Source organism: Streptomyces sp. NPDC096012 (genome assembly GCF_040426375.1).
GTDB lineage: Bacteria > Actinomycetota > Actinomycetes > Streptomycetales > Streptomycetaceae > Streptomyces.
Genome location: NZ_JBEOTD010000001.1, coordinates 62,233 through 81,418 on the forward strand (window position 1 = coordinate 62,233; position 19,186 = coordinate 81,418).

Annotated in this window: 20 protein-coding genes; 11 read left to right on the forward strand and 9 right to left on the reverse strand. The window is 71.7% G+C overall.

Features of this window, described 5'->3' with window-relative positions:
• Nucleotides 1–107 precede the first annotated feature (107 nt).
• Nucleotides 108–590 carry an HAD domain-containing protein gene (locus tag ABVB68_RS00335; protein ID WP_353598760.1) on the forward strand — a complete coding sequence of 161 codons (483 nt, stop codon included), beginning with the start codon at nucleotides 108–110 and terminating at the stop codon, nucleotides 588–590.
• A 13-nt stretch (nucleotides 591–603) separates the two neighbouring features.
• Here the strand turns inward: ABVB68_RS00335 and ABVB68_RS00340 are convergent, their stop codons facing one another.
• Nucleotides 604–2,994 (reverse strand): ATP-binding cassette domain-containing protein, encoded by a 2,391-nt coding sequence (locus tag ABVB68_RS00340; RefSeq protein ID WP_353598761.1) that lies wholly within the window; start codon nucleotides 2,992–2,994, stop codon nucleotides 604–606.
• A gap of 235 nt (nucleotides 2,995–3,229) precedes the next feature.
• Between ABVB68_RS00340 and ABVB68_RS00345 the strand changes: the two genes are divergently transcribed.
• Nucleotides 3,230–3,598: a VOC family protein gene (locus ABVB68_RS00345; protein ID WP_353598762.1), complete on the forward strand. Its 369-nt coding sequence runs from the start codon at nucleotides 3,230–3,232 to the stop codon at nucleotides 3,596–3,598.
• A gap of 118 nt (nucleotides 3,599–3,716) precedes the next feature.
• A complete protein-coding gene (locus tag ABVB68_RS00350; protein WP_353598763.1) occupies nucleotides 3,717–5,003 on the forward strand; it encodes an MFS transporter in 1,287 nt (428 codons plus the stop codon).
• A gap of 164 nt (nucleotides 5,004–5,167) precedes the next feature.
• Here ABVB68_RS00350 and ABVB68_RS00355 read toward each other — a convergent pair whose 3' ends face one another.
• Nucleotides 5,168–5,434, reverse strand: a complete 267-nt coding sequence (locus tag ABVB68_RS00355) for a hypothetical protein (protein WP_353598764.1) — start codon at nucleotides 5,432–5,434, stop codon at nucleotides 5,168–5,170.
• 57 nt (nucleotides 5,435–5,491) lie between these two features.
• Here ABVB68_RS00355 and ABVB68_RS00360 point away from each other — a divergent pair, with 57 nt between their 5' ends.
• Nucleotides 5,492–6,085: a DUF4240 domain-containing protein gene (locus ABVB68_RS00360; RefSeq protein ID WP_353598765.1), complete on the forward strand. Its 594-nt coding sequence runs from the start codon at nucleotides 5,492–5,494 to the stop codon at nucleotides 6,083–6,085.
• An 18-nt stretch (nucleotides 6,086–6,103) separates the two neighbouring features.
• Here the strand turns inward: ABVB68_RS00360 and ABVB68_RS00365 are convergent, their stop codons facing one another.
• Nucleotides 6,104–6,517, reverse strand: a complete 414-nt coding sequence (locus ABVB68_RS00365; RefSeq protein WP_353598766.1) for a DUF5958 family protein — start codon at nucleotides 6,515–6,517, stop codon at nucleotides 6,104–6,106.
• 277 nt (nucleotides 6,518–6,794) lie between these two features.
• Nucleotides 6,795–7,265, reverse strand: a complete 471-nt coding sequence (locus tag ABVB68_RS00370) for a DIP1984 family protein (protein WP_353599128.1) — start codon at nucleotides 7,263–7,265, stop codon at nucleotides 6,795–6,797.
• A gap of 306 nt (nucleotides 7,266–7,571) precedes the next feature.
• On the opposite strand from ABVB68_RS00370, the gene ABVB68_RS00375 reads away from it, so the two are divergent.
• The 3 genes from ABVB68_RS00375 (at nucleotide 7,572) to ABVB68_RS00385 (ending at nucleotide 9,254) form a co-directional block, all read left to right on the forward strand.
• Nucleotides 7,572–8,069: a helix-turn-helix domain-containing protein gene (locus ABVB68_RS00375; protein ID WP_353598767.1), complete on the forward strand. Its 498-nt coding sequence runs from the start codon at nucleotides 7,572–7,574 to the stop codon at nucleotides 8,067–8,069.
• Nucleotides 8,070–8,146: 77 nt separating this feature from the next.
• Complete coding sequence (locus ABVB68_RS00380; RefSeq protein ID WP_353598768.1) at nucleotides 8,147–8,737, forward strand: hypothetical protein; 591 nt, start codon at nucleotides 8,147–8,149, stop codon at nucleotides 8,735–8,737.
• A gap of 178 nt (nucleotides 8,738–8,915) precedes the next feature.
• Nucleotides 8,916–9,254, forward strand: a complete 339-nt coding sequence (locus ABVB68_RS00385; RefSeq protein ID WP_503005997.1) for a DUF2516 family protein — start codon at nucleotides 8,916–8,918, stop codon at nucleotides 9,252–9,254.
• 480 nt (nucleotides 9,255–9,734) lie between these two features.
• Here the strand turns inward: ABVB68_RS00385 and ABVB68_RS00390 are convergent, their stop codons facing one another.
• The 3 genes from ABVB68_RS00390 to ABVB68_RS00400 form a co-directional block, all read right to left on the reverse strand.
• The gene (locus ABVB68_RS00390) at nucleotides 9,735–11,036 is read right to left on the reverse strand and encodes a PP2C family protein-serine/threonine phosphatase (RefSeq protein ID WP_353598770.1); all 1,302 of its coding nucleotides are present in this window, start codon (nucleotides 11,034–11,036) and stop codon (nucleotides 9,735–9,737) included.
• A gap of 270 nt (nucleotides 11,037–11,306) precedes the next feature.
• Nucleotides 11,307–12,395: a C40 family peptidase gene (locus ABVB68_RS00395; protein ID WP_353598771.1), complete on the reverse strand. Its 1,089-nt coding sequence runs from the start codon at nucleotides 12,393–12,395 to the stop codon at nucleotides 11,307–11,309.
• Nucleotides 12,396–12,590: 195 nt separating this feature from the next.
• Nucleotides 12,591–13,403, reverse strand: a complete 813-nt coding sequence (locus ABVB68_RS00400) for a class I SAM-dependent methyltransferase (RefSeq protein WP_353598772.1) — start codon at nucleotides 13,401–13,403, stop codon at nucleotides 12,591–12,593.
• A 160-nt stretch (nucleotides 13,404–13,563) separates the two neighbouring features.
• Here ABVB68_RS00400 and mshA point away from each other — a divergent pair, with 160 nt between their 5' ends.
• Nucleotides 13,564–14,901, forward strand: coding sequence for a D-inositol-3-phosphate glycosyltransferase (mshA, locus tag ABVB68_RS00405; protein ID WP_353598773.1), 1,338 nt, complete (start codon nucleotides 13,564–13,566; stop codon nucleotides 14,899–14,901).
• Nucleotides 14,894–15,394, forward strand: coding sequence for a type III secretion system chaperone family protein (locus ABVB68_RS00410; protein WP_353598774.1), 501 nt, complete (start codon nucleotides 14,894–14,896; stop codon nucleotides 15,392–15,394). The genes mshA and ABVB68_RS00410 overlap by 8 nt, the downstream gene beginning before the upstream one ends.
• Nucleotides 15,395–15,412: 18 nt before the next feature.
• Here the strand turns inward: ABVB68_RS00410 and ABVB68_RS00415 are convergent, their stop codons facing one another.
• Complete coding sequence (locus tag ABVB68_RS00415) at nucleotides 15,413–15,982, reverse strand: hypothetical protein (protein WP_353598775.1); 570 nt, start codon at nucleotides 15,980–15,982, stop codon at nucleotides 15,413–15,415.
• A 140-nt stretch (nucleotides 15,983–16,122) separates the two neighbouring features.
• On the opposite strand from ABVB68_RS00415, the gene ABVB68_RS00420 reads away from it, so the two are divergent.
• Entirely contained in the window at nucleotides 16,123–17,769 is a 1,647-nt protein-coding gene (locus ABVB68_RS00420; protein WP_353598776.1) for a glycosyl hydrolase family 28-related protein, read from the forward strand.
• Here the strand turns inward: ABVB68_RS00420 and ABVB68_RS00425 are convergent.
• Entirely contained in the window at nucleotides 17,751–18,545 is a 795-nt protein-coding gene (locus ABVB68_RS00425) for a helix-turn-helix transcriptional regulator (protein WP_353598777.1), read from the reverse strand. The two genes, ABVB68_RS00420 and ABVB68_RS00425, sit on opposite strands and share 19 nt — an antisense overlap.
• Before the next feature lie 49 nt (nucleotides 18,546–18,594).
• Here ABVB68_RS00425 and ABVB68_RS00430 point away from each other — a divergent pair, with 49 nt between their 5' ends.
• Entirely contained in the window at nucleotides 18,595–19,020 is a 426-nt protein-coding gene (locus ABVB68_RS00430; protein ID WP_353598778.1) for a DUF2000 family protein, read from the forward strand.
• Nucleotides 19,021–19,186 lie beyond the last annotated feature (166 nt).

The window sequence follows — 19,186 nt, forward strand, 5'->3', positions numbered from 1 at the left end:
GGCCGCTCTCCTCGGCCGCCGGCAGGCCGGGGGCCCCGGGACCCGGCCGGGGTGGACCCGCACCGCGCATCGACGGGAACGTCCTCCATGGCCGATCCTGGTCGGTGATGCTGCTCTTCCTCGACGTCGACGGCCCGCTCATCCCGTACGGGGCGGCGGACCGCGCCTACCCGGAGTTCGCGGGGCCGCCGGCCGCCACGGCCACGCACCCGCTGCTGAGCCGCGTCGACCCCGCGCTCGGCCCCCGGCTCGCCGCGCTGGGCTGCGAACTGGTGTGGGCCACCACCTGGATGGACGACGCCAACTCCTGCCTGGGGCCCTGGCTCGGCCTGCCGCGGCTGCCGGTCGTGCAGTGGCCGGACGAGGACGAGCCGCCCGGCCTGCTGCACTGGAAGACCCGGCCGCTGGTCGCCTGGGCGGCGGACCGCCCCTTCGTCTGGGTGGACGACGAGATCACCGAGGCCGACCGTGCCTGGACCGCCGTCCACCACCACGGGCCGGCCCTGCTGCACCGGGTCGACCACCGGTACGGGCTCACGGAGGCCGACTTCGAGGTGCTGCGGGAGTGGCTGACGGCGGCGGGCCGCTGAGCCCGCCGCGGCGTCAGGCGCCGACGTAGTCCGCGAGGTGTTCGCCGGTGAGGGTGGAGCGGGCGGCGACGAGGTCGGCGGGGGTGCCCTCGAAGACGACCCGGCCGCCGTCGTGGCCGGCGCCGGGGCCGAGGTCGATGATCCAGTCGGCGTGGGCCATGACAGCCTGGTGGTGCTCGACGACGATCACCGACTTGCCGGAGTCCACGAGCCGGTCGAGCAGGCCGAGCAGCTGTTCGACGTCGGCGAGGTGGAGGCCGGTGGTCGGCTCGTCGAGGACGTAGACACCGCTCTTCTCGGCCATGTGCGTGGCCAGCTTCAGCCGCTGGCGCTCGCCGCCGGACAGCGTGGTGAGCGGCTGGCCGAGGGTGAGGTAGCCGAGGCCCACGTCGGCCATGTTCCGCAGGATCCGGTGGGCGGCCGGGGTGCGCGCCTCGCCGCCGCCGAAGAACTCCTCGGCCTCGGACACCGGCATCGCCAGCACCTCGCTGATGTCCCGGCCGCCGAGGCGGTACTCCAGCACCGAGGCCTCGAACCGCTTGCCCTCGCACTCCTCGCACGTGGTGGCGACGCCGGCCATCATCGCCAGGTCGGTGTAGACGACACCGGCGCCGTTGCAGGTGGGGCAGGCGCCCTCGGAGTTGGCGCTGAACAGCGCCGGCTTGACGCCGTTGGCCTTGGCGAAGGCCTTGCGGATCGGCTCCAGCAGTCCGGTGTACGTCGCCGGGTTGCTGCGGCGCGAGCCGCGGATCGGGGTCTGGTCGATGGACACCACGCCCTCGCCGGCCGGGATCGACCCGTGGACCAGCGAACTCTTGCCGGAGCCGGCCACGCCGGTGAGGACGACGAGCACGCCGAGCGGGATGTCGACGTCGACGCCCTGGAGGTTGTGCGTCGTCGCGCCGCGGATCTCCAGCGCGCCGGCCGGCGCCCGTACCGTCTCCTTGAGGGCGGCCCGGTCGTCCAGATGGCGGCCGGTGAGGGTGCCGCCGGCCCGCAGCCCCTCGACGCTGCCCTCGAAGCAGACGGTGCCGCCCTCCGTGCCGGCGCGGGGGCCGAGGTCGACGACGTGGTCGGCGATCGCGATGACCTCCGGCTTGTGCTCCACGACGAGCACCGTGTTGCCCTTGTCCCGCAGCCGCAGCAGCAGGTCGTTCATCCGCCGGATGTCGTGCGGGTGCAGGCCGGTGGTGGGCTCGTCGAAGACGTAGGTGACGTCGGTCAGCGAGGAGCCGAGGTGGCGGATCATCTTGGTGCGCTGGGCCTCGCCGCCCGAGAGGGTGCCCGCGGGCCGGTCCAGCGAGAGGTAGCCGAGGCCGATCTCGACGAAGGAGTCGAGGGTCTCGCCCAGCGCCTTCAGCAGCGGCGCCACCGACGGCTCGGCCAGCCCGCGCACCCACTCCGCCAGATCGCTGATCTGCATGGCGCACGCGTCGGCGATGCTGAGCCCGTCGATCTTGGACGAGCGGGCCGCCTCGCTCAGCCGGGTGCCCGCGCACTCGGGACAGGTGGTGAAGGTGACCGCCCGGTCCACGAACTCCCGGATGTGCGGCTGCATCGCCTCCCGGTCCTTGGCGAGCATCGACTTCTGGATCCGCGGGACGAGACCCTCGTAGGTCATGTTGATGCCCGCGATCTTCATCCTGGTCGGCTCGCGGTGCAGGAAGTCGTGCAGCTGCCTCTTGGTGTACGAGCGGATCGGCTTGTCCGGGTCGTACAGGCCCGACTCGGTGTAGAGGCGGTGGTTCCAGCCGCCGGACTTGTAGCCGGGGATGGTGAGCGCGCCCTCGTTGAGGGACTTGGAGTCGTCGAAGAGCTGGGTGAGGTCGATGTCGGTGACCGCGCCCCGCCCCTCGCAGCGCGGGCACATGCCGCCGGTGATGCTGAACTCGCGCCGCTCCTTCACCGTCTGCCCGCCGCGTTGCACGGTGACCGCGCCCGCGCCGCTGATCGAGGCGACGTTGAAGGAGAACGCCTTGGGCGAGCCGATGTGCGGCGTGCCGAGGCGGCTGAAGAGGATGCGCAGCATCGCGTTGGCGTCGGTGGCGGTGCCGACGGTGGAGCGGGGGTCGGCGCCCATCCGCTGCTGGTCCACGAGGATCGCGGTGGTGAGCCCCTCCAGGACGTCGACGTCGGGTCGCCCCACCGTGGGCATGAAGCCCTGGACGAAGGCGCTGTAGGTCTCGTTGATCAGCCGCTGCGACTCCGCGGCGATGGTGTCGAACACGAGCGAGCTCTTGCCCGAGCCGGAGACCCCGGTGAACACCGTCAGCCGGCGCTTGGGGATATCGACGCTGACGTCCTTGAGATTGTTCTCGCGGGCGCCGTGCACGCGGATCAGGTCGTGACTGTCGGCGCGGTGCGGGGTGGACGCCGGCGCGTCCGTCCGCGTGGTCGTGGTCATCGTCTCTCCATCTCCGGGGTCCGGCTCCGAGCACGCTAACCGCTGCGCCGCCACCGGTGCTTCTCGAATCCTGACCGGATCCCCGTCGTCCTCTCCCGGATAACCGTTGGCATGGCGGGGTGCTGACCTGCTGTGCTTACGGCTGAGCGGAACGAAGGGGCCCTCCCCGCCCCGCTCGACGGCGGGCAGCCGCCTCCACGGCGTGCACGGAAGACACTGATCGGTCGGAGATCTCATGCCCCTGCGGATGGAACTTGTCGCGATCACCCTCGATTGCCCAGATCCGCTGGCTCTGGCGGCGTTCTATCAGCAGGCCGCCGGCTTCGCACCACACCCGAAGTCGGACGGCGAGTTCGCCGGTCTCCACCGCGAGGACGGACTCTTCATCGGCTTCCAGCGGGTCGAGGACTACCGGGCTCCGAGTTGGCCCGGCCAGACCGTTCCCCAGCAGCTTCACCTCTGCTTCAAGGTCACGGAGAGCCTGGACGAGGCCGAGGCCCGGCTGCTGGAACTGGGTGCGGGCAAGCCGGATCACCAGCCGCGCGGGGACAAGGCGCGGGTCCTCACCGACCCCGCCGGGCATCCCTTCTGCATCACGCGCTGATCGATGCCTCGCCCGGGACGAGTCCCGCCGGGGGCGGGGTTCGGCGTGCGGAAGAGCTTCGTCCCGAGTGGCCGGTTCAGGCTGTACGTCGACCCGGGCCGCCGTAGGGTGCCGGACAGTGACGGCTTCTTCGGTCGGAGCGCCGCTGTGGCGCGATGGGCAGTTCGTCCTGCTGGTCTGCGCACGGGTCGTCTCCGTTCTGGGCAACGGCTTTGCGCGGGTGGCGCTGGCGTTCGCCGTGCTTGCTCTGCCGGGAGCCGATGCGGGCCGGTTGTCCCTGGTGCTGGCCTGCCAGGCGTTGCCTCAGCTGGTGTTCGTCCTGGTGGGCGGGGTGATCGCGGACCGCATCCCACGGTCGGGACTGATGGTCCTGGCCGATGTGCTGGGGGCCGGGTCCTACGCGGGGCTGGCCGCCATGGTGCTGACCGGCCATGCACCGCTGGCGGCGATGTGCCTGTCCGCGGTGGCGGCCGGAACGGCGACGGCTCTGTTCGCCCCCGCGATGGACGGCCTCGTACCCCTGATCGTGCCTGCGGACCGCTTGCAGCGGGCCAACGGGCTGCTGAGGGTCGGCACCAACAGCTCCCTGCTGCTCGGCCTGGCGCTGTCCGGGGTCACCGTGGCGCTGGTGGGCGCCGGCTGGGCACTCGCGCTCAACGCGGCGTCCTTCGTCGTCAGCGCGGCGCTGACGGCCCGACTGCGGGTGGCCGCGCGGCCGCGCGAGAAGGCGTCGGGTTGGACCGACCTGCGAGAGGGGTGGCGGGAGTTCGCTTCCCGGCAGTGGCTGTGGGTCGTCGTCGCCCAGTACGCGGTCGTCGTGGCCGCGCTCAACGCCAACGCCGGGGTGCTCGGGCCCCTGACGGCCGAGCAGCACCTCGGCGGGGCGCGGGCGTGGTCGGTCATCGTGGCGGCACAGGCTGTGGGGACCGTCGCCGGTGCGGGACTGGCCGCCCGTGTGCGGGTGAACCGTCCCGTTCTGGTGGCCGTGCTGTGCACGTTTCCGGCCGCCGTGCCGATCGCTCTGCTGAGCGCCGAGGCCCCCGTGTGGCTGACCGCCGCAGCCATGTTCGGGGCCGGGATCGCGAGTGACGTCTTCGGCGTGCTGTGGGCCACCACCATCCAGCGGGAGATCCCGGAGCGGGTCCTGTCCCGCGTGAGTGCGTACGACTGGTTCGGTTCCCTGGCCTTCGCCCCGCTCGGGCTGGTTGTCGCAGGCCCGATCGCCGCGGCCGTGGGTACCGGCGTGGCCCTGGCCGGCTGTGCCGCCCTGATCGTCCTGGCCACCGCGGCGGCCCTGCTCTCGCCGCAGGTACGCACCCTGTCCACCGGCGGGGAGGCACCGTCCGGCGCGGCGGTCTCCCCGCAGAGCGCGGGCCGACAGTCGGGTGAGGGCGCGGCGAGCTGAGTTCACCTTTGGCATCCCGCCAACCGACCTCGAATCCGCCCACGTCCAGCGGTGCCGTATCACTCGTCCCACCCAACCCCATGGACTTCACTGTCCAGAATCAATGGGAATCCACCAGAAGTTTTGGGCTGAAACCCCTCATGTGAGTGATGCTGCGAGCCAGCTCAGTCAGAGTCTTCATGATCACTGGCGAGATCGTCTGAGGCGGGTCGAAGCCTGCGACGCGCCGCGTCCAGACGTTCGCCATAGTCAGCTGCGAAGATCCCAGGCAGGGACTTGTCGAGCGTTCCGGCCAGCCTATGAATGGGCGCCCAGACCGCCTCGTCGTCGACGAGACGGCTGAGGTCCGTCATCTGCACTCGCTCCAGCCGGTCCGACAGGACCAGCGCTTCATCAGAGGTGAGCTTGATGATGAGCTCAGTGTTCTCCACTGCTCGAACATAGTTCGCCGCCCCTGCGGTGTCAGAGGTGCCTGGCACAGTGCCGCCGTGGACACCGATTCCTTCTGGAAGCTCATCGAAGAGTGCCGACGGCAGACGCGGGGCCGGGACGAACGGCTGACGTGGTTGCGTGACGAGTTGTCGCGGAGGCCGCTGACAGAGATCGTGCAATTCCAGGTTCGCCTGGACGAAGTGACGCACGAAGCCTTCACCTGGGATCTCTGGGCTGCTGCGGAGCGGATCTTCGGCGGCTGGTGTTCGGACGACGGATTCTGCTACTTCGGCCTGTGGATGGTGGGGATCGGTCGGGAAGCCTTCGTGCGGGCAGTGATCGATCCCGACTCTCTGGCCGACACCCCAGAGGTTCAGTGCCTGGTGGGTCGCCCTCGGGAGCTCTGGAACGACGACTGGCCGGAGTGGGAGTCTCTCGACTACGTCGCCATGGAGGCGTATGGACTACTCACCCGCGCGGATGACGACTGCGGCGACGCATTCTATGAAGCCGTCGAAGCCGCGGAGGGCGCTGTAGGCGGCAATCGAGGGCCGCGCGGCGAGCAGTGGGACGTGCGATGCGAAGACGAGGCGATGCGCAAACTGCCGAGACTGAGCGCGATGTTTCCCCTCCGGCCACTGGTCCGGTAGGCGCGAAAGCGCGAGGGATCAGGCCGAGGCTTCGGGGGTGTGGACAGACAGGCGATGCCACGCGTGGCCGCAACCGTCGGAGCAGAAGCGCTCTCGGCGGCGTTCGTCGGCGACGGCCAGCACCGCGATCAGTAGCCGGAATGACTTGAGGCGCTCGTCGTGCGGGGTGAGACTGGCGATCTTTCCGAGTTGCTGATCGATCCGCCCTCGTGTGATCAGAACTGCCGGTGTGTGCGTGGCGCGAAGTCCGGCGCGTCGGATACTTTCCGGGCCGTCCTCTGCGGTGGCGCGGGCCTGAATGCAGAAATGTGACAGGAGGCGCAAGGTGTTGGACTGCTCTTCAGCGGAGAGGCTCTCGAACCACTCGATGCCCTGTGACATCGGCCGAAGCTCCTGGGCGAGCTCGTTGAGAGTGATGTACGGATCAGCCATTCGCACGCCCCCGTTGCGCTCGGATCGCCGTTGTCCATGGTGTTGCGATGTGGAAAGCCCCGAACCCGCCCTCACCGCTTCGGATCTGCACGTGGTGATGTGCTGTGCGATGTGCACCTTTACCTGTACGCCGTGCTGAGCTGCACTGTTGATGGGGAGTCGAACCCCCGCGTTGCTCTTCACGCGCCAGGAGTGGGCTGGAAAACCGCCGGCCCTCGGTGTGTGCACGCCTCCGAAGCTGCTACCTGCTCCACATCGTCCCCGCCTGCTGGACTACTCAGTCCAGCAGATCCGCCTCCCAGTTCGTACGCTGGATCCGTATATCGACCTCGCGGATCTCCCGCGCGAGAACATCCGCCTGACCGCGCAGTTCCGCCACCGGAAGCGCGGAAAGCATCATCAGCTCGGACCGAAGCTGTCGGCCGTATCCCCGCTCGCCGCTACCCGCCGCCGCGTCCGCCGCCGCGGTGACCACGGAGTGACGCAACCGCAGGACGTCCCGGCGTGCGAGGGCATCGGTGAGCGTGCCGTCCGAACCCATCTCCACGGTGGCATTGGTCCGGTTGATCCGCCGGATCAACGTTTCCAGAGCGTTCAGCACCTCACCGGCCTCAGCCAGCAACTGGGCGGCATCCTCGGCGGGCGTCTCCCCCTCCTGGTACCGCGCACTGCTGACGACGCGCGCTCGCAGCTGTTCTACACGGCGCGTCGCTTCCGCACGTTCTGCCAGTGCCTCGGCAAGCTTCACTGTCTCCACCTCCCCCTCCATGAGCTCGCACGAGTATACGAGTGCGAACCAGCTCATACGCACTTGGATTTTGATCCACAGGGGCTCTGACCAGCCACTGGAACGAGAGCGGACAGCCGCTCAGAGCGCTACGCAAAGAGAACCCGACAGACTCCGCCAAGTCGTTCGCCAGAAGCGCTGGGACTCGCCACATCTACTGAGAACGGACAGACACCTGGCCGGATCCCCGTGCCTCGCGTTCCGCTTCGACACACTATTGCAAGCAGGTGCTTGCAATTGTTAGCGAGAGTGGGGCAAGGTGGAGGCATGGCATCGCTGAACGTCGGCAATCTCGGTGAGTACCTGCGCGAACAGCGGCGGAACGCCCAGCTGTCGCTGCGGCAGCTCGCCGATGCCGCCGGGGTGTCCAATCCGTACCTGAGCCAGATCGAGCGCGGGCTGCGCAAGCCCAGCGCGGAGGTGCTCCAGCAGGTCGCCAAGGCCCTGCGCATCTCCGCCGAGACGTTGTACGTCCGCGCCGGGATCCTCGACGCCGAGCGGGACCGCGACGACGTGGAGACGCGCGCCGTCATCCTCGCCGACCCCTCGCTCAACGAGCGCCAGAAGCAGGTGCTGCTGCAGATCTACGAGTCCTTCAGGAAAGAGAACGGACTCGGGATCGGCTTCGGGACCGGCGAGAGCTCCGCATACGAGGACGAGAACGGCGCGGGGATCACGGACATGGGCCCGGGCGACACCGCCGTGCGCGGCACCCGCACGGCCGACGCGAGCGATGACGCCGGTCCGCGGCGGACGGCCGGGTGACGCCGGACAGGGCTTACGGACGTCACACCGCGGACCACACCACCTCAGCCGAACGCGAATCCGGGAGGACCATCACCATGGCCATCACCGACGACCTGCGCAAGACCCTCAGCGACCCGAAGCCGCTCTACTTCGCCGCCGGCACCGCCGACCTGGCGATCCAGCAGGCCAAGAAGGTGCCCGGCCTGGTCGACCAGCTGCGCACGGAGGCCCCGGCCCGCATCGAGGCCGTGCGCAACACCGACCCCAAGGCCGTGCAGGAGAAGGCCGCGGCCCGGGCCAAGGAGGCGCAGGAGAACCTGCAGACCAAGGTCAACGAGTTCATCGGCACCCTCGACGTGGACCTGAAGAAGCTCGGCGAGAGCGCCCAGGACCTCGCCCTGCGCGGGGTCGGCGTGGCCGCCGAGTACGCCGTCCGGGCCCGTGAGGCCTACGAGAAGGTCGCCGAGCACGGCGAGCAGGCCGTGAAGACCTGGCGCGGCGAGGCCGCCGAGGAGATCGAGGACCTGGCCATCGCCGTCGAGGGCAAGCCCGAGCCGGTTCAGGTCCGGGACGAGCCGAAGCCGGCCACGGCCGAGGCCGCCGCGGAGGGGAAGGCCGAGGCGAAGAAGGCGCCGGCTCCGCGCAAGAGCGCCACCACGAAGAAGACGCCCCCGCCGGCCAAGTGACCATCGGCCGAGTGATCACGGCCGGCGACCATGACCGAGTGATGACGGGCGAGTGATCGCGGCCGAGAGGCCACGGCCGAGAGGCCTGAACGGGCCGGGCACCTTCGGGATGCCCGGCCCGTTGTCCGGGTACGGTGGCTGTACTGACGACTCGACCCAGGTGGTGGGCATAGTGCTGATGACGGCATTCGGCGGCGTGATGTGGCTGATCTTCACCGCCATGCTGGCCATGGCCGTGGTGGCGTTCGTGATGGCCGCCCTGTTCCGCGAGGACGCGTACCGCGCCGCCGACAAGCAGAACAAGGGCTTCTGGCTGATCATCCTGGGGATCGCGGTCGCGGTGAACCTGTTTGTGCCGATGCTGTTCCTGCAGCTGGCGGGCTTGGTGGCCACGATCGTCTTCTTCGTGGACGTCCGCCCCGCGCTCCAGCAGGTCTCCGGCGGCCGCGGCTGGGGCCGCCGTCGCGGCGGGAGCAGCAGCGACGGGCCGTACGGCCCGTACAACGGCGGCCGCTGACCCCCTGGGAGGACCTGCCGGGTAAGCGCCCGGCAGGGGCGCGGGAAACTGCGCGAGCGGCCACGACGGCCCCGCACCCGGCGTCGGCGAGACGGCTCCACGCCGCCAGGACGGCCCCGCACCCGATGTCGGCGAGGGGGCCCGCGCCGCCGGGACGGCCCCGCACCCGATGTCGGCGAGGGGGCCCGCGCCGCCGGGACGGTCCCGCACCCGGCGTCGGCGAGGCGGCTCCACGCGAGGCGGCTCCACGCCGCCACGATGGCCCCGCACCTAATGTCGGCGAGGCGGCCCCGCGCGCCAGACGGTCCCGCACCCGGCGTCGGCGAGACGGCTCCACGCGAGGCGGCCCCGCGCCGCCGGGACGGCCCCGCACCCGGCGTCGGCGAGGCGGCTCCACGCGAGGCGGCCCCGCGCCGCCGGGACGGCCCCGCACCCGATGTCGGCGAGGGGGCCCCGTGCCGCGAAGGGCGCCGTGCGGCCCTACGGTGTCCGGTCCAGCAGGACGACCGCCACGTCGTCGGTCAGCTCACCGCCGTTGAGGTCGCGTACCTCGTGCACCGCGGACCGCAGCAGCGCCTCGCCCCGCAGCCCCTCGGACAGCTGGCGGCGGATCATCTCCACCATGCCGTCCTGGCCGAGCCGCTCCCCGCCCGCACCGACCCGGCCTTCGATCAGACCGTCGGTGTAGAGCATCAGGCTCCACTCGGCGCCCAGCTCCACCTGCATGCGCGGCCAGCGGGCGCCCGGCAGCAGACCGAGGGCGGGGCCGTTGTTGTCGTACGGCAGCAGGCGCGCGGGCCGCCCGGGGCGGGCGATCAGCGGCGCCGGATGGCCGGCCAGGCACAGGCCCGCGCGGCGGCCGTCGGGTGCTATGTCCACCGTGCACAGCGTCGCGAAGATCTCCTCGTCGGCGCGCTCGTGCTCCAGCACCTCCTGCAGCGTGCTCAGCAGCTCGTCCCCGCACAGCCCGGCCAGGGTCAGCGCCCGCCAGGCGATGCGCAGCTCCACGCCGAGCGCGGCCTCGTCGGGGCCGTGGCCGCAGACGTCGCCGATCATGGCGTGCACCGTGCCGTCCGGGGTGCGGACGGCGTCGTAGAAGTCGCCGCCGAGCAGGGCCCGGGAGCGGCCGGGGCGGTAGCGCGCGGCGAAGCGCAGCGAGGAGCCCTCCAGCAGCGGGGTGGGCAGCAGGCCGCGCTCCAGACGGCGGTTCTCCTGCGCGCGCAGCCGGCCCTCGGCCAGCCGTCGCTCGGCGGAGTCGGATCGCTTCCGCTCCACCGCGTAGCGGATGGCGCGGCTGAGCAGACGGCCGTCCAGCTCGTCCCGGAAGAGGTAGTCCTGCGCGCCGACGCGCACGGCTTCGGCGCCGCGCTCGGCGTCCGCGGAGGCGGTCAGCGCGAGCACGGCGTGCCGGGGCGCGAGCCGCAGCACGTGCTTGAGCACGGCCAGCTCGTCGTCCGTGCCGGTGCCTCCCGGGGCCGGGAGCGCGAGGTCCAGCAGGATGCAGTGGACGTCGTCGGTGAGCAGCCGCTCGGCCTCGGTGAGGTTGCGGGCGGTGCGGACGCGGATGGGCTTGCCGGCCGAGTCGAGCATGGCGGGCACGATCGGCGAACCGGCCGGGTCGTTCTCGATCAGCAGCAGGGTCAGAGGGGTGCCGGTGTTGTTCGTGGGCGTGGCGTCGCGGTGGGCCTCTTCCTTGAGGGGGCCGCCGACTGCGGGGGCGGCCTGCGCCTGACCACACTCCACGGCCGGGATCGCTCTCTGCCGCGGTACGGGTACGGGCATCTTGTCGGGTTCCTTCCCTCCCCCCGAGGGCACGGCGGCGTCGAGGGGTCTCGACCCACCGACGGGTGACCATAGCGGCATAGCCCGCCCCGATGGAATGGTGTGAGCCGCGTCGCTCCCGTGCAGACCCCCGTCATATGCCGCTTTCCGTACCGCAGTTGGACAGGCCGACACCCCGGCGGGGATGACGAAGCTCACTCGGGCCCGGGCGGGGGGTGCGGTGGGTCACATGACCTGCGTCACCGGGGACATGACGCCATGCGACGTGCCTCACGCGTCCGGGCGTACGACACCCAGGATGGGCATCGAGCCGGCGCCCGCGACCGTCACCGTCCGGCCGGGGCGCGGGGCGTGGATGATCGCGCCGTCCCCCACGTACATCGCGACATGGCTGGCGTCGGCGAAGTAGATGATGAGGTCGCCGGGGCGCATGTCCTTGACGTCGACGTGCGCCAGTTGCCTCCACTGCTCCTGCGAGGTGCGCGGCACGGGATGGCCGGCCGCCGCCCAGGCCTGCGAGGTCAGACCCGAGCAGTCGAAGGAGTCGGGTCCCTCCGCCCCCCACACGTAGGGCTTGCCGAGCTGGGCGGTGGCGAACCGCACGGCCTTCTCGCCCCGGGTGGAGGCCTTGCCGGCGGTGTCCTTCAGGACGCCGGTGTCCAGCCAGGCGGTCTGGGCCTTGAGAGCGGCCGTCTCCTCCAGCTTGGCGAGCCGCTCCTTCTCCTTCTCCTTCAGCTTCGACTCGAGCTTCTCGGCCGCGTCGATCTGCCGCTCGATCCTCTTCTTGGCGGCGGCCTTGGCCTTGCGGCCCGCCTCCAGCTTCTTCCACTGGGCGGAGGCGTCGTCGGCGTACTCCCGCAACTCCTGCTGGGTGCGGGTCATTTCGCCGAGCAGCTTCTTCGTGGCCTGCTGGCCCTGCAGGACCAGCCCGGCCCCGTCCAGGAACTGCCCGGGGTCGGCGCTGAGCAGGAACTGGGCGGTGGGCGGCAGTCCGCCGGTGCGGTACTGGGACCGGGCGGCGGCGCCCGCCTGGTTCTTGAGCGTCTTCAGCCTCTCCTGGCCCTCGACGATCTTCTTGGCCAGCGAGACGATCTCGGCGGACTGCTGCTTCGCCTTCTCCTCGGCCGCGTTGTAGGCGTCGGTGGCGACGGCCGCGTCGTGGTAGAGGCCGTCGAGCTGCTCGCGGACCTTCTCAAGGTCCTTGTTCGGCGGGGGAGTCGGGGCGGCGGGGGATCCGCTCGGCGTCGGAGCGGGGGTGCGGGCGGCCTCCGCGAACGCCGTGCCGGGTGCCGCGAGGGCGGTCACCGCGCAGACCACGGTCAGGGCGGCCGTGAGCAGACCGCGCTTTCCCGTACCCATACGTCTTCCCCCAAACTGATTTACCGTCAGTAACTTACGGTCGCCTGAGGGATCGTGCCACGGCCGCGCGCAAAGTGACAGAGGTCGTCGGAAGTCGTATTTCCCCCGCCTGCCGCCCGTTATGGCGATCTCCCTGCACGTGTGACGAACGACGCACCGAGATCGTTCCGTCTCCGCTCGGCGGTAGGGGAGTTGTCAGGTGCCGGGCGCCAACGCCGCCCACGTCACCGTCACTTCGCCCTGCCGCCAGCGCGCCGCGGAATCCGTCACCGGCCAGTCGGCGCCGAGGTCCCGGACCGCGCGGATCCAGCGCTGGCGGACGCCGTAGGAGGCGTAGGGCGCCGCGGCGTCCCAGGCGCGGTCGAAGTCGCGGAGGAAGGCGTGCACGGGTTCGCCGGGGACGTTGCGGTGGATCAGCGCCTTCGGCAGCCGTTCGGCGAGGTCGGAGGGGCGGTCGAGGGAGCCGAGACGGGTGGCGAAGGTGACCGTGCGCGGGCCTTCGGGGCCGAGCGCCACCCAGACGTGCCGCCGCCCGATCTCGTCGCACGTCCCCTCGACCAGCAGCCCGCCGCGCGAGGCGCCGCCGGCCGGGGCGAGGCGCGCGCACAGCCGCTCCCACACGGCGGCGACCGCGGCCTCGTCGTACTGCCGCAGCACGTTGGCCGCCCGGATGAGCATCGGGCGGCCGGGAACCGGGATCTCGAAGCCGCCGTGCCGGAAGGCCAGCCCGTCGCGTTCGTAGGGCCTGGCCGCCGCCACGCGCTCCGGCTCGATCTCGACGCCGACCACACGCGCGCGCGGAGCGGCCGCGCGCAGCCGGCCGAGCAGTTCGACGGCGGTCCAGGGGGCCGCGCCGTAACCGAGGTCGATCGCCACCGGATCCTCGGCGCGCCGCAGCTCACCGCCGTGCACGGCCGCGATCCAGCGGTCCATCCGGCGCAGCCGGTTGGGGTTGGTCGTCCCGCGCGTCACCGTTCCCACGGGGCGGGTCGCTGCGCGGGCTTTCATGCGTACGAGGGTAAGCGCGCCCGAGACGCACTCCCGGTCCAGGTAATGATTGGGCAAAGTCGATTGATCGGGAAATGGGGGGCACCCGCTCGCTGTTGTGTTCCTGGGAGGGCGAGGTGGACCCTCCGGCAGGCATGCCCGCGACGAGGAGGAACGCCACGTGAGCCAGTACGTCAGCAGGCTCGGGCGGCGCTCCCCGGCGGCCGCCGCCCGCCTCCGGCTGCACCGCAGGCCCCGCCGCGTCGCCATGCTCTCCGTGCACACCTCCCCGCTCCACCAGCCCGGCACCGGCGACGCCGGCGGCATGAACGTCTACATCGTGGAGCTGGCCCAGCGGCTCGCCGCGATCAACATCGAGGTGGAGATCTTCACCCGGGCCACGGCCGGGGACCTGCCGCCCACGGTCGAGCTGGCCCCCGGCGTCCTGGTCCGGCACGTCGACGCGGGCCCCTACGAAGGCCTCGCCAAGGAGGAGCTGCCGGCCCAGCTGTGCGCCTTCACGCACGGCGTGATGCAGGCCTGGGCCGGTCACCGCCCCGGCTACTACGACCTCGTGCACTCGCACTACTGGCTCTCCGGCCACGTCGGCTGGCTCGCCGCCCAGCGCTGGGGCGTCCCCCTGGTGCACGCCATGCACACCATGGCCAAGGTCAAGAACGCCAACCTGGCCGACGGCGACACCCCCGAGCCCGCCGCCCGCGTGATCGGCGAGACGCAGATCGTGGCCGCCGCCGACCGGCTGATCGCCAACACCGACGAGGAGGCGGGCGAACTCGTCCGGCACTACGCCGCCGACCCGGACCGCGTCGCCGTCGTGCACCCCGGGGTCAACCTCGACCGCTTCCGGCCCGCCGACGGCCGCGCCGCCGCCCGGGCCCGCCTCGGCCTGCCGCAGGACGCCCTGATCCCCCTGTTCGCGGGCCGCATACAGCCCCTGAAGGCCCCGGACGTCCTCCTGCGCGCGGTGGCCGTACTGCTCGACGAACGCCCCGAGCTGCGCTCCCGCATCGTCGTCCCCGTGGTCGGCGGCCCCAGCGGCAGCGGGCTCGCCAAGCCGGAGGGGCTGCAGAAGCTGGCCGCCAGGCTCGGCATCGCGGACGTCGTACGGTTCCGGCCGCCGGTCGGCCAGGAACAGCTCGCGGACTGGTTCCGGGCCGCCTCCGTCCTCGTCATGCCGTCCTACAGCGAGTCCTTCGGCCTGGTCGCCATAGAGGCGCAGGCCGCCGGCACCCCGGTGCTCGCGGCGTCCGTCGGCGGGTTGCCGGTGGCCGTGCGCGACGGCGAGACCGGCTTCCTCGCGAGCGGGCACCACCCCGCCGAGTACGCGCGCGTGCTGGGCCGGTTCGCCGACGAGCCGTCCCTCACGGCACGCATGGGGCAGGCCGCCGCCCGGCACGCCCAGAGCTTCGGCTGGGACACGGCGGCCGCCGCCACCGCCGAGGTCTACACGGCCGCGACCCAGTCCCACCGCCGTCGCGTACGCTCCCACCATGGGTGATGTGGAGAAGACCGGGCAGGTCCTGCAGGCCGCCCTGGAAGAGGCCGAACTGGAGTGGGAGAGCGCCGAGCCCGGGAACTACGTGGTCAAGCTCCCCGGCACGCGCAAGCTCTCCACGACCGTCTCCCTCCTCGTCGGCCGTCATTCCCTGTCGATCAACGCCTTCGTCATCAGGCACCCCGACGAGAACGAGTCCGGCGTCCACCGCTGGCTCCTGGAGCGCAATCTCAAGCTGTACGGCGTGAGTTACGCCGTCGACCACCTCGGTGACGTCTACGTCACCGCCCGCCTCCCGCTCGCCTCCGTCACCCCCGACGAGATCGACCGCCTTCTGGGCCAGGTCCTGGAGGCGGCCGACGGAGCCTTCAACACGCTCCTGGAACTGGGCTTCGCCTCCTCGATCCGCCGGGAGTACGAGTGGCGGGTGTCCCGGGGCGAGTCGACGCGGAACCTGGACGCGTTCGCGCATCTGACTCGGCGTCCGGCCGACTGACCCCGGACGAGGGGACGCTCAGGAAGGGTCCGGCTCGGGCCGCGGGCCGCCGCTCTTGTCGAGTTCGTCGGCGAAGGCCCGCAGGGCGTCGGCCAGTTCCTTCCTGGTCGGCAGCTGGTCGACCTTCTTGTCGAGCTCCGTGATGCGCCGGTCGAGTTCGGCGAGGTCACCGGGAGAGGTGGGCGTCGGGCTCGGCTCGGCGCCGCCGTCGGTGCCGCCTCCTCCGATGGTGGTGTCGCCGCCGCTGCTGCCCCCGTCGCTCACGCCGACGCTGCCGCCCGTGTCGCCGCCGCCGTCGCTGACGCCCGTGTCGCCGCCGCCGCTGCCGCCCCCATCGCTCACTCCGACGCTGCCGCCGCCGTCGGTCGTACCCCCGGAGCCCCCGTCCGGCGGGACGGTGCTCGTGACACCGTGCCGGACGCCGGGACCGTCGCCCGAGGTCGCCGCCAGGGCCGCACCGACGCTCAGGCCGACGAGGGCCACGCCGGCCGCGACGGCGGTCGTGAGCCGTCTCAGCGGCAGTGGACGGGACTTGATGGATGGATCGCGAGGAGCCTGTGCTTCCTGTTCCTTCTGTATGTCATCCATGGAGGGGACGTTAGCCCGCCCGAATCCTCGGACGGAGGGCTTCCGCACGACTCTTCCCCGCCGGGGGACTCCGATGGCATGCTCAGCCCCAACGCATTCCTGAACAGCGTTCATATTCGTGAATCAAGAGGCGGGTCGACATGAGCAACGCGCACCTCACCAGACGGACCCTGCTCGCCGGCGCGACCGCGGTGGCCGTGGGCGCCGCGACCGGCACCGCCCGGGCGGCCGAAGTCCCCACGCTGTGGGAGGAGTTCCGCCGCTCACCGGTCACCCACCCGCAGATCCCCTACGTCGGCCGCGCCGGATACCGCGGCGGCGCCACCCGCTTCCCCCGCCCCCGGGTCGTCGCCGACGTCACCGACTTCGGCGCCGTACCCGACGGCAGCACCGACTGCGCACCCGCGATCAACCGTGCCGTCGCCGCCGCCGGAAGGGCCGGCGGTGGCACGGTCACCATCCCGCCCGGCACCTTCCGCATCGACGACGTCATCCGCATCGGCGACTCCGGCGTCGTCCTGCGCGGCGCGGGCAGCGGCCGTACGACCCTGTACGCGACGAAGAGCCTCACCGAGCTGATCGGTGTCTACGGCTCCCGCTACGGCGGGGACAAGTCCTCCTGGTCCTGGGCGGGCGGCCTCCTCTGGCTCGCCCCCAGGGCCCGCTGGGACGCCCTGGTCGCCGCGATCAAGGACCGGGCCTGGCCGTTCGAGGGCTGGACCGGCAACAGGCGCGACGAGTGGACGACCCTGACCACCGTGGCACCGGCCCGCCGGGGCGAGGGGACGCTCACCGTCGCCGACCCCGCCCGCCTGCGCCCCGGCCGGCTCGTCCTGCTCCGCCTCGCCGACGACCCGGCCCACACCCTCCTCCAGCACATGGCGGGCGGCGGCCCCGGACCGGCCGCCTACTCCTGGGACGACAAGACGAAACTGACGTCGTACGTGCCCTACGAGTGGCCCGTGCGCATCACCCGCGTCCACGGCCACCGCGTGACCCTCGAACGCCCGCTCCCGCTCGACGTACGCCCGGAGTGGGACCCCAGGCTGACCACCCACGTGCCCGAACTGACCGGCTCCGGCGTCCAGGGCCTGACCCTGGAGGCGGTGCAGACCCCGCAGTCGCCCCACCTCCTCGACAAGGGCTACAACGGTGTCGTCCTGCAGTGCGCCTACGACTGCTGGGTGGACGACGTCACCGTGCGCCACGTCGACAACGGCTTCGGACTGGTCGCGGCCTCCGCGTGCACCCTGAGCCGCACCCGGGTCGCCGGCCGCGGCTCGCACCACCCGTACTTCTGCCGCGAGGGCTCCCACGACAACCTGATCGAGGACTTCACGATCGAGGAGCGCACGGTTCCCGCCCCCGCCGGCACGCAGCTGCACGGCATCAACGTCGAGGGCCTGTCCTCCCACAACGTCTGGTCGCGCGGCGACATGCGGATGGGCACCTTCGACAGCCACCGCGGACTGCCGTTCGCCAACGTCCGCACCGACATCACCGTGAACAACGACGGCCGGCACGGCGGCGACGCCAGCGCCGGACCGCTCTTCGGCGCCCGCTTCACCCACTGGAACATCCGGGTCGTCAACGGCCGCGCGGGCCTGATGAAGATCGACGGGCTGGCGCCCTACTCGGCCACGGTCGGCATCAACGCGGTCACCGAGTTCGGCCAGATCGACGTCCCCGACTTCACCGGCGACCTGCACTCCCGCCTGGAGCTGTACGGCACCACGGACGCCGTGCGCCCGCGCAACCTGTACGAGGCTCAGCGCGCGCTGCGGTAGCGCCCCGGCGTCACCCCGACCAGCTTCTTGAAGTGCCGGGTGAGATGGGCCTGGTCGTAGAACCCGGCCACCTGGGCCACCTCGCCGGGCGGCAGCCCGTCCAGCAGCAGCCGGCGGGCCCGGCCGACCCGCCGGGACATCAGGTACTGGTGCGGGGCGATGCCATACGCGCCGCTGAACGCCCGCACCAGATGGGCGGGATGGGCGTGCAGCAGCCGCGCGGCCTCCTCCAGCGAGACGCCCTCGACGAGCCGCGCGTCCAGCAACTCCCGCAGCCGGCGGGGGAGCGCGGGATCCCGGCGCGCGCCCGGCGGGTCCGTCCGGTGCCGCAGGTGGTCGCGCAGCCGCTCGCCGACGACGGTGAGCCGGCTCTCCGCCTCCAGCTCGTCGCCGGGCCGGGCGAGGGCGGAGTGCAGCCGGCCGACGTGCCGCCGCAGGCCCGGGTCCCGCAGGTCGGGCCCGTCCACGGCCGCCCCGATCAGCTCTTCTCCCAGCCGGCTGCTGTCCAGGTACACCACCCGCTTGCGGAAGCCGTCCGGGGTGGCGGGCGAACCGTTGTGCGGCACGTGCGGCGGCAGCAGCGAGACGGTGTCGTGCGGGGTGCCGTGCTCGTGCCGGTCGAGGTCGTAGCGCACGGCGCCGTCGTCCACGATGAGCAGCGTCCAGGCGTCATGCACGTGCATCGGGTACGCGTACTCGGTGAAGTGGGCGTGGAAGACCTCGGTGACGCCCGGGACACGGGGGCGCCATGCGGTGACTTCCTGCCGGGCGGCCATGCAAGAAACGTACAAGACGCCGTCGGGAGGCGGTCGGCAGTCTCGTTCCATGAGCGCTGAACCCATCCGATTCGACACGAAGATCGCCGTGCTGCTGCGGGAGGACCTCGAGCCCTGGCAGCGCCTCAATGTCACCGCCTTCCTGGTCAGCGGCCTGGGCGCGACGATCCCCGAGGTGGTCGGGGAGCCGTACGAGGACGCCGGCGCGGTGGCGTACCTGCCGATGTTCCGGCAGCCGGTGCTGGTCTTCGAGGGCACGAAGGAGATCCTCAAGGGTGCGCACGGCAAGGCGCTGAGCCGGGCTCTGCCCCGCGCGGTGTTCACGGCGGACCTGTTCACGACGGGCAACGACCGCGACAACCGCGCGGCGGTCCGGGCGGTGCCCACGGCGGACCTGGATCTGGTGGGGCTCTCGGTGTACGGGCCGCGGAACGCGGTGGACAAGGTGCTGAAGGGAGCGCGGATGCATCCGTGACGGCACCTTCACCGGACCTGGGACCGTGCCCCTCGCCGGGCCGCGCCCTGGCCGGGCGTGGGGGGCGTGTCCTTGCCGGCCCGGATGGCCTGGATGTCCGCGCCGGCCCGGATGGCCCGGACGGTCTGGACGTCTGCGGCGGCCCGGACGGTTTGGGCGCCGACGG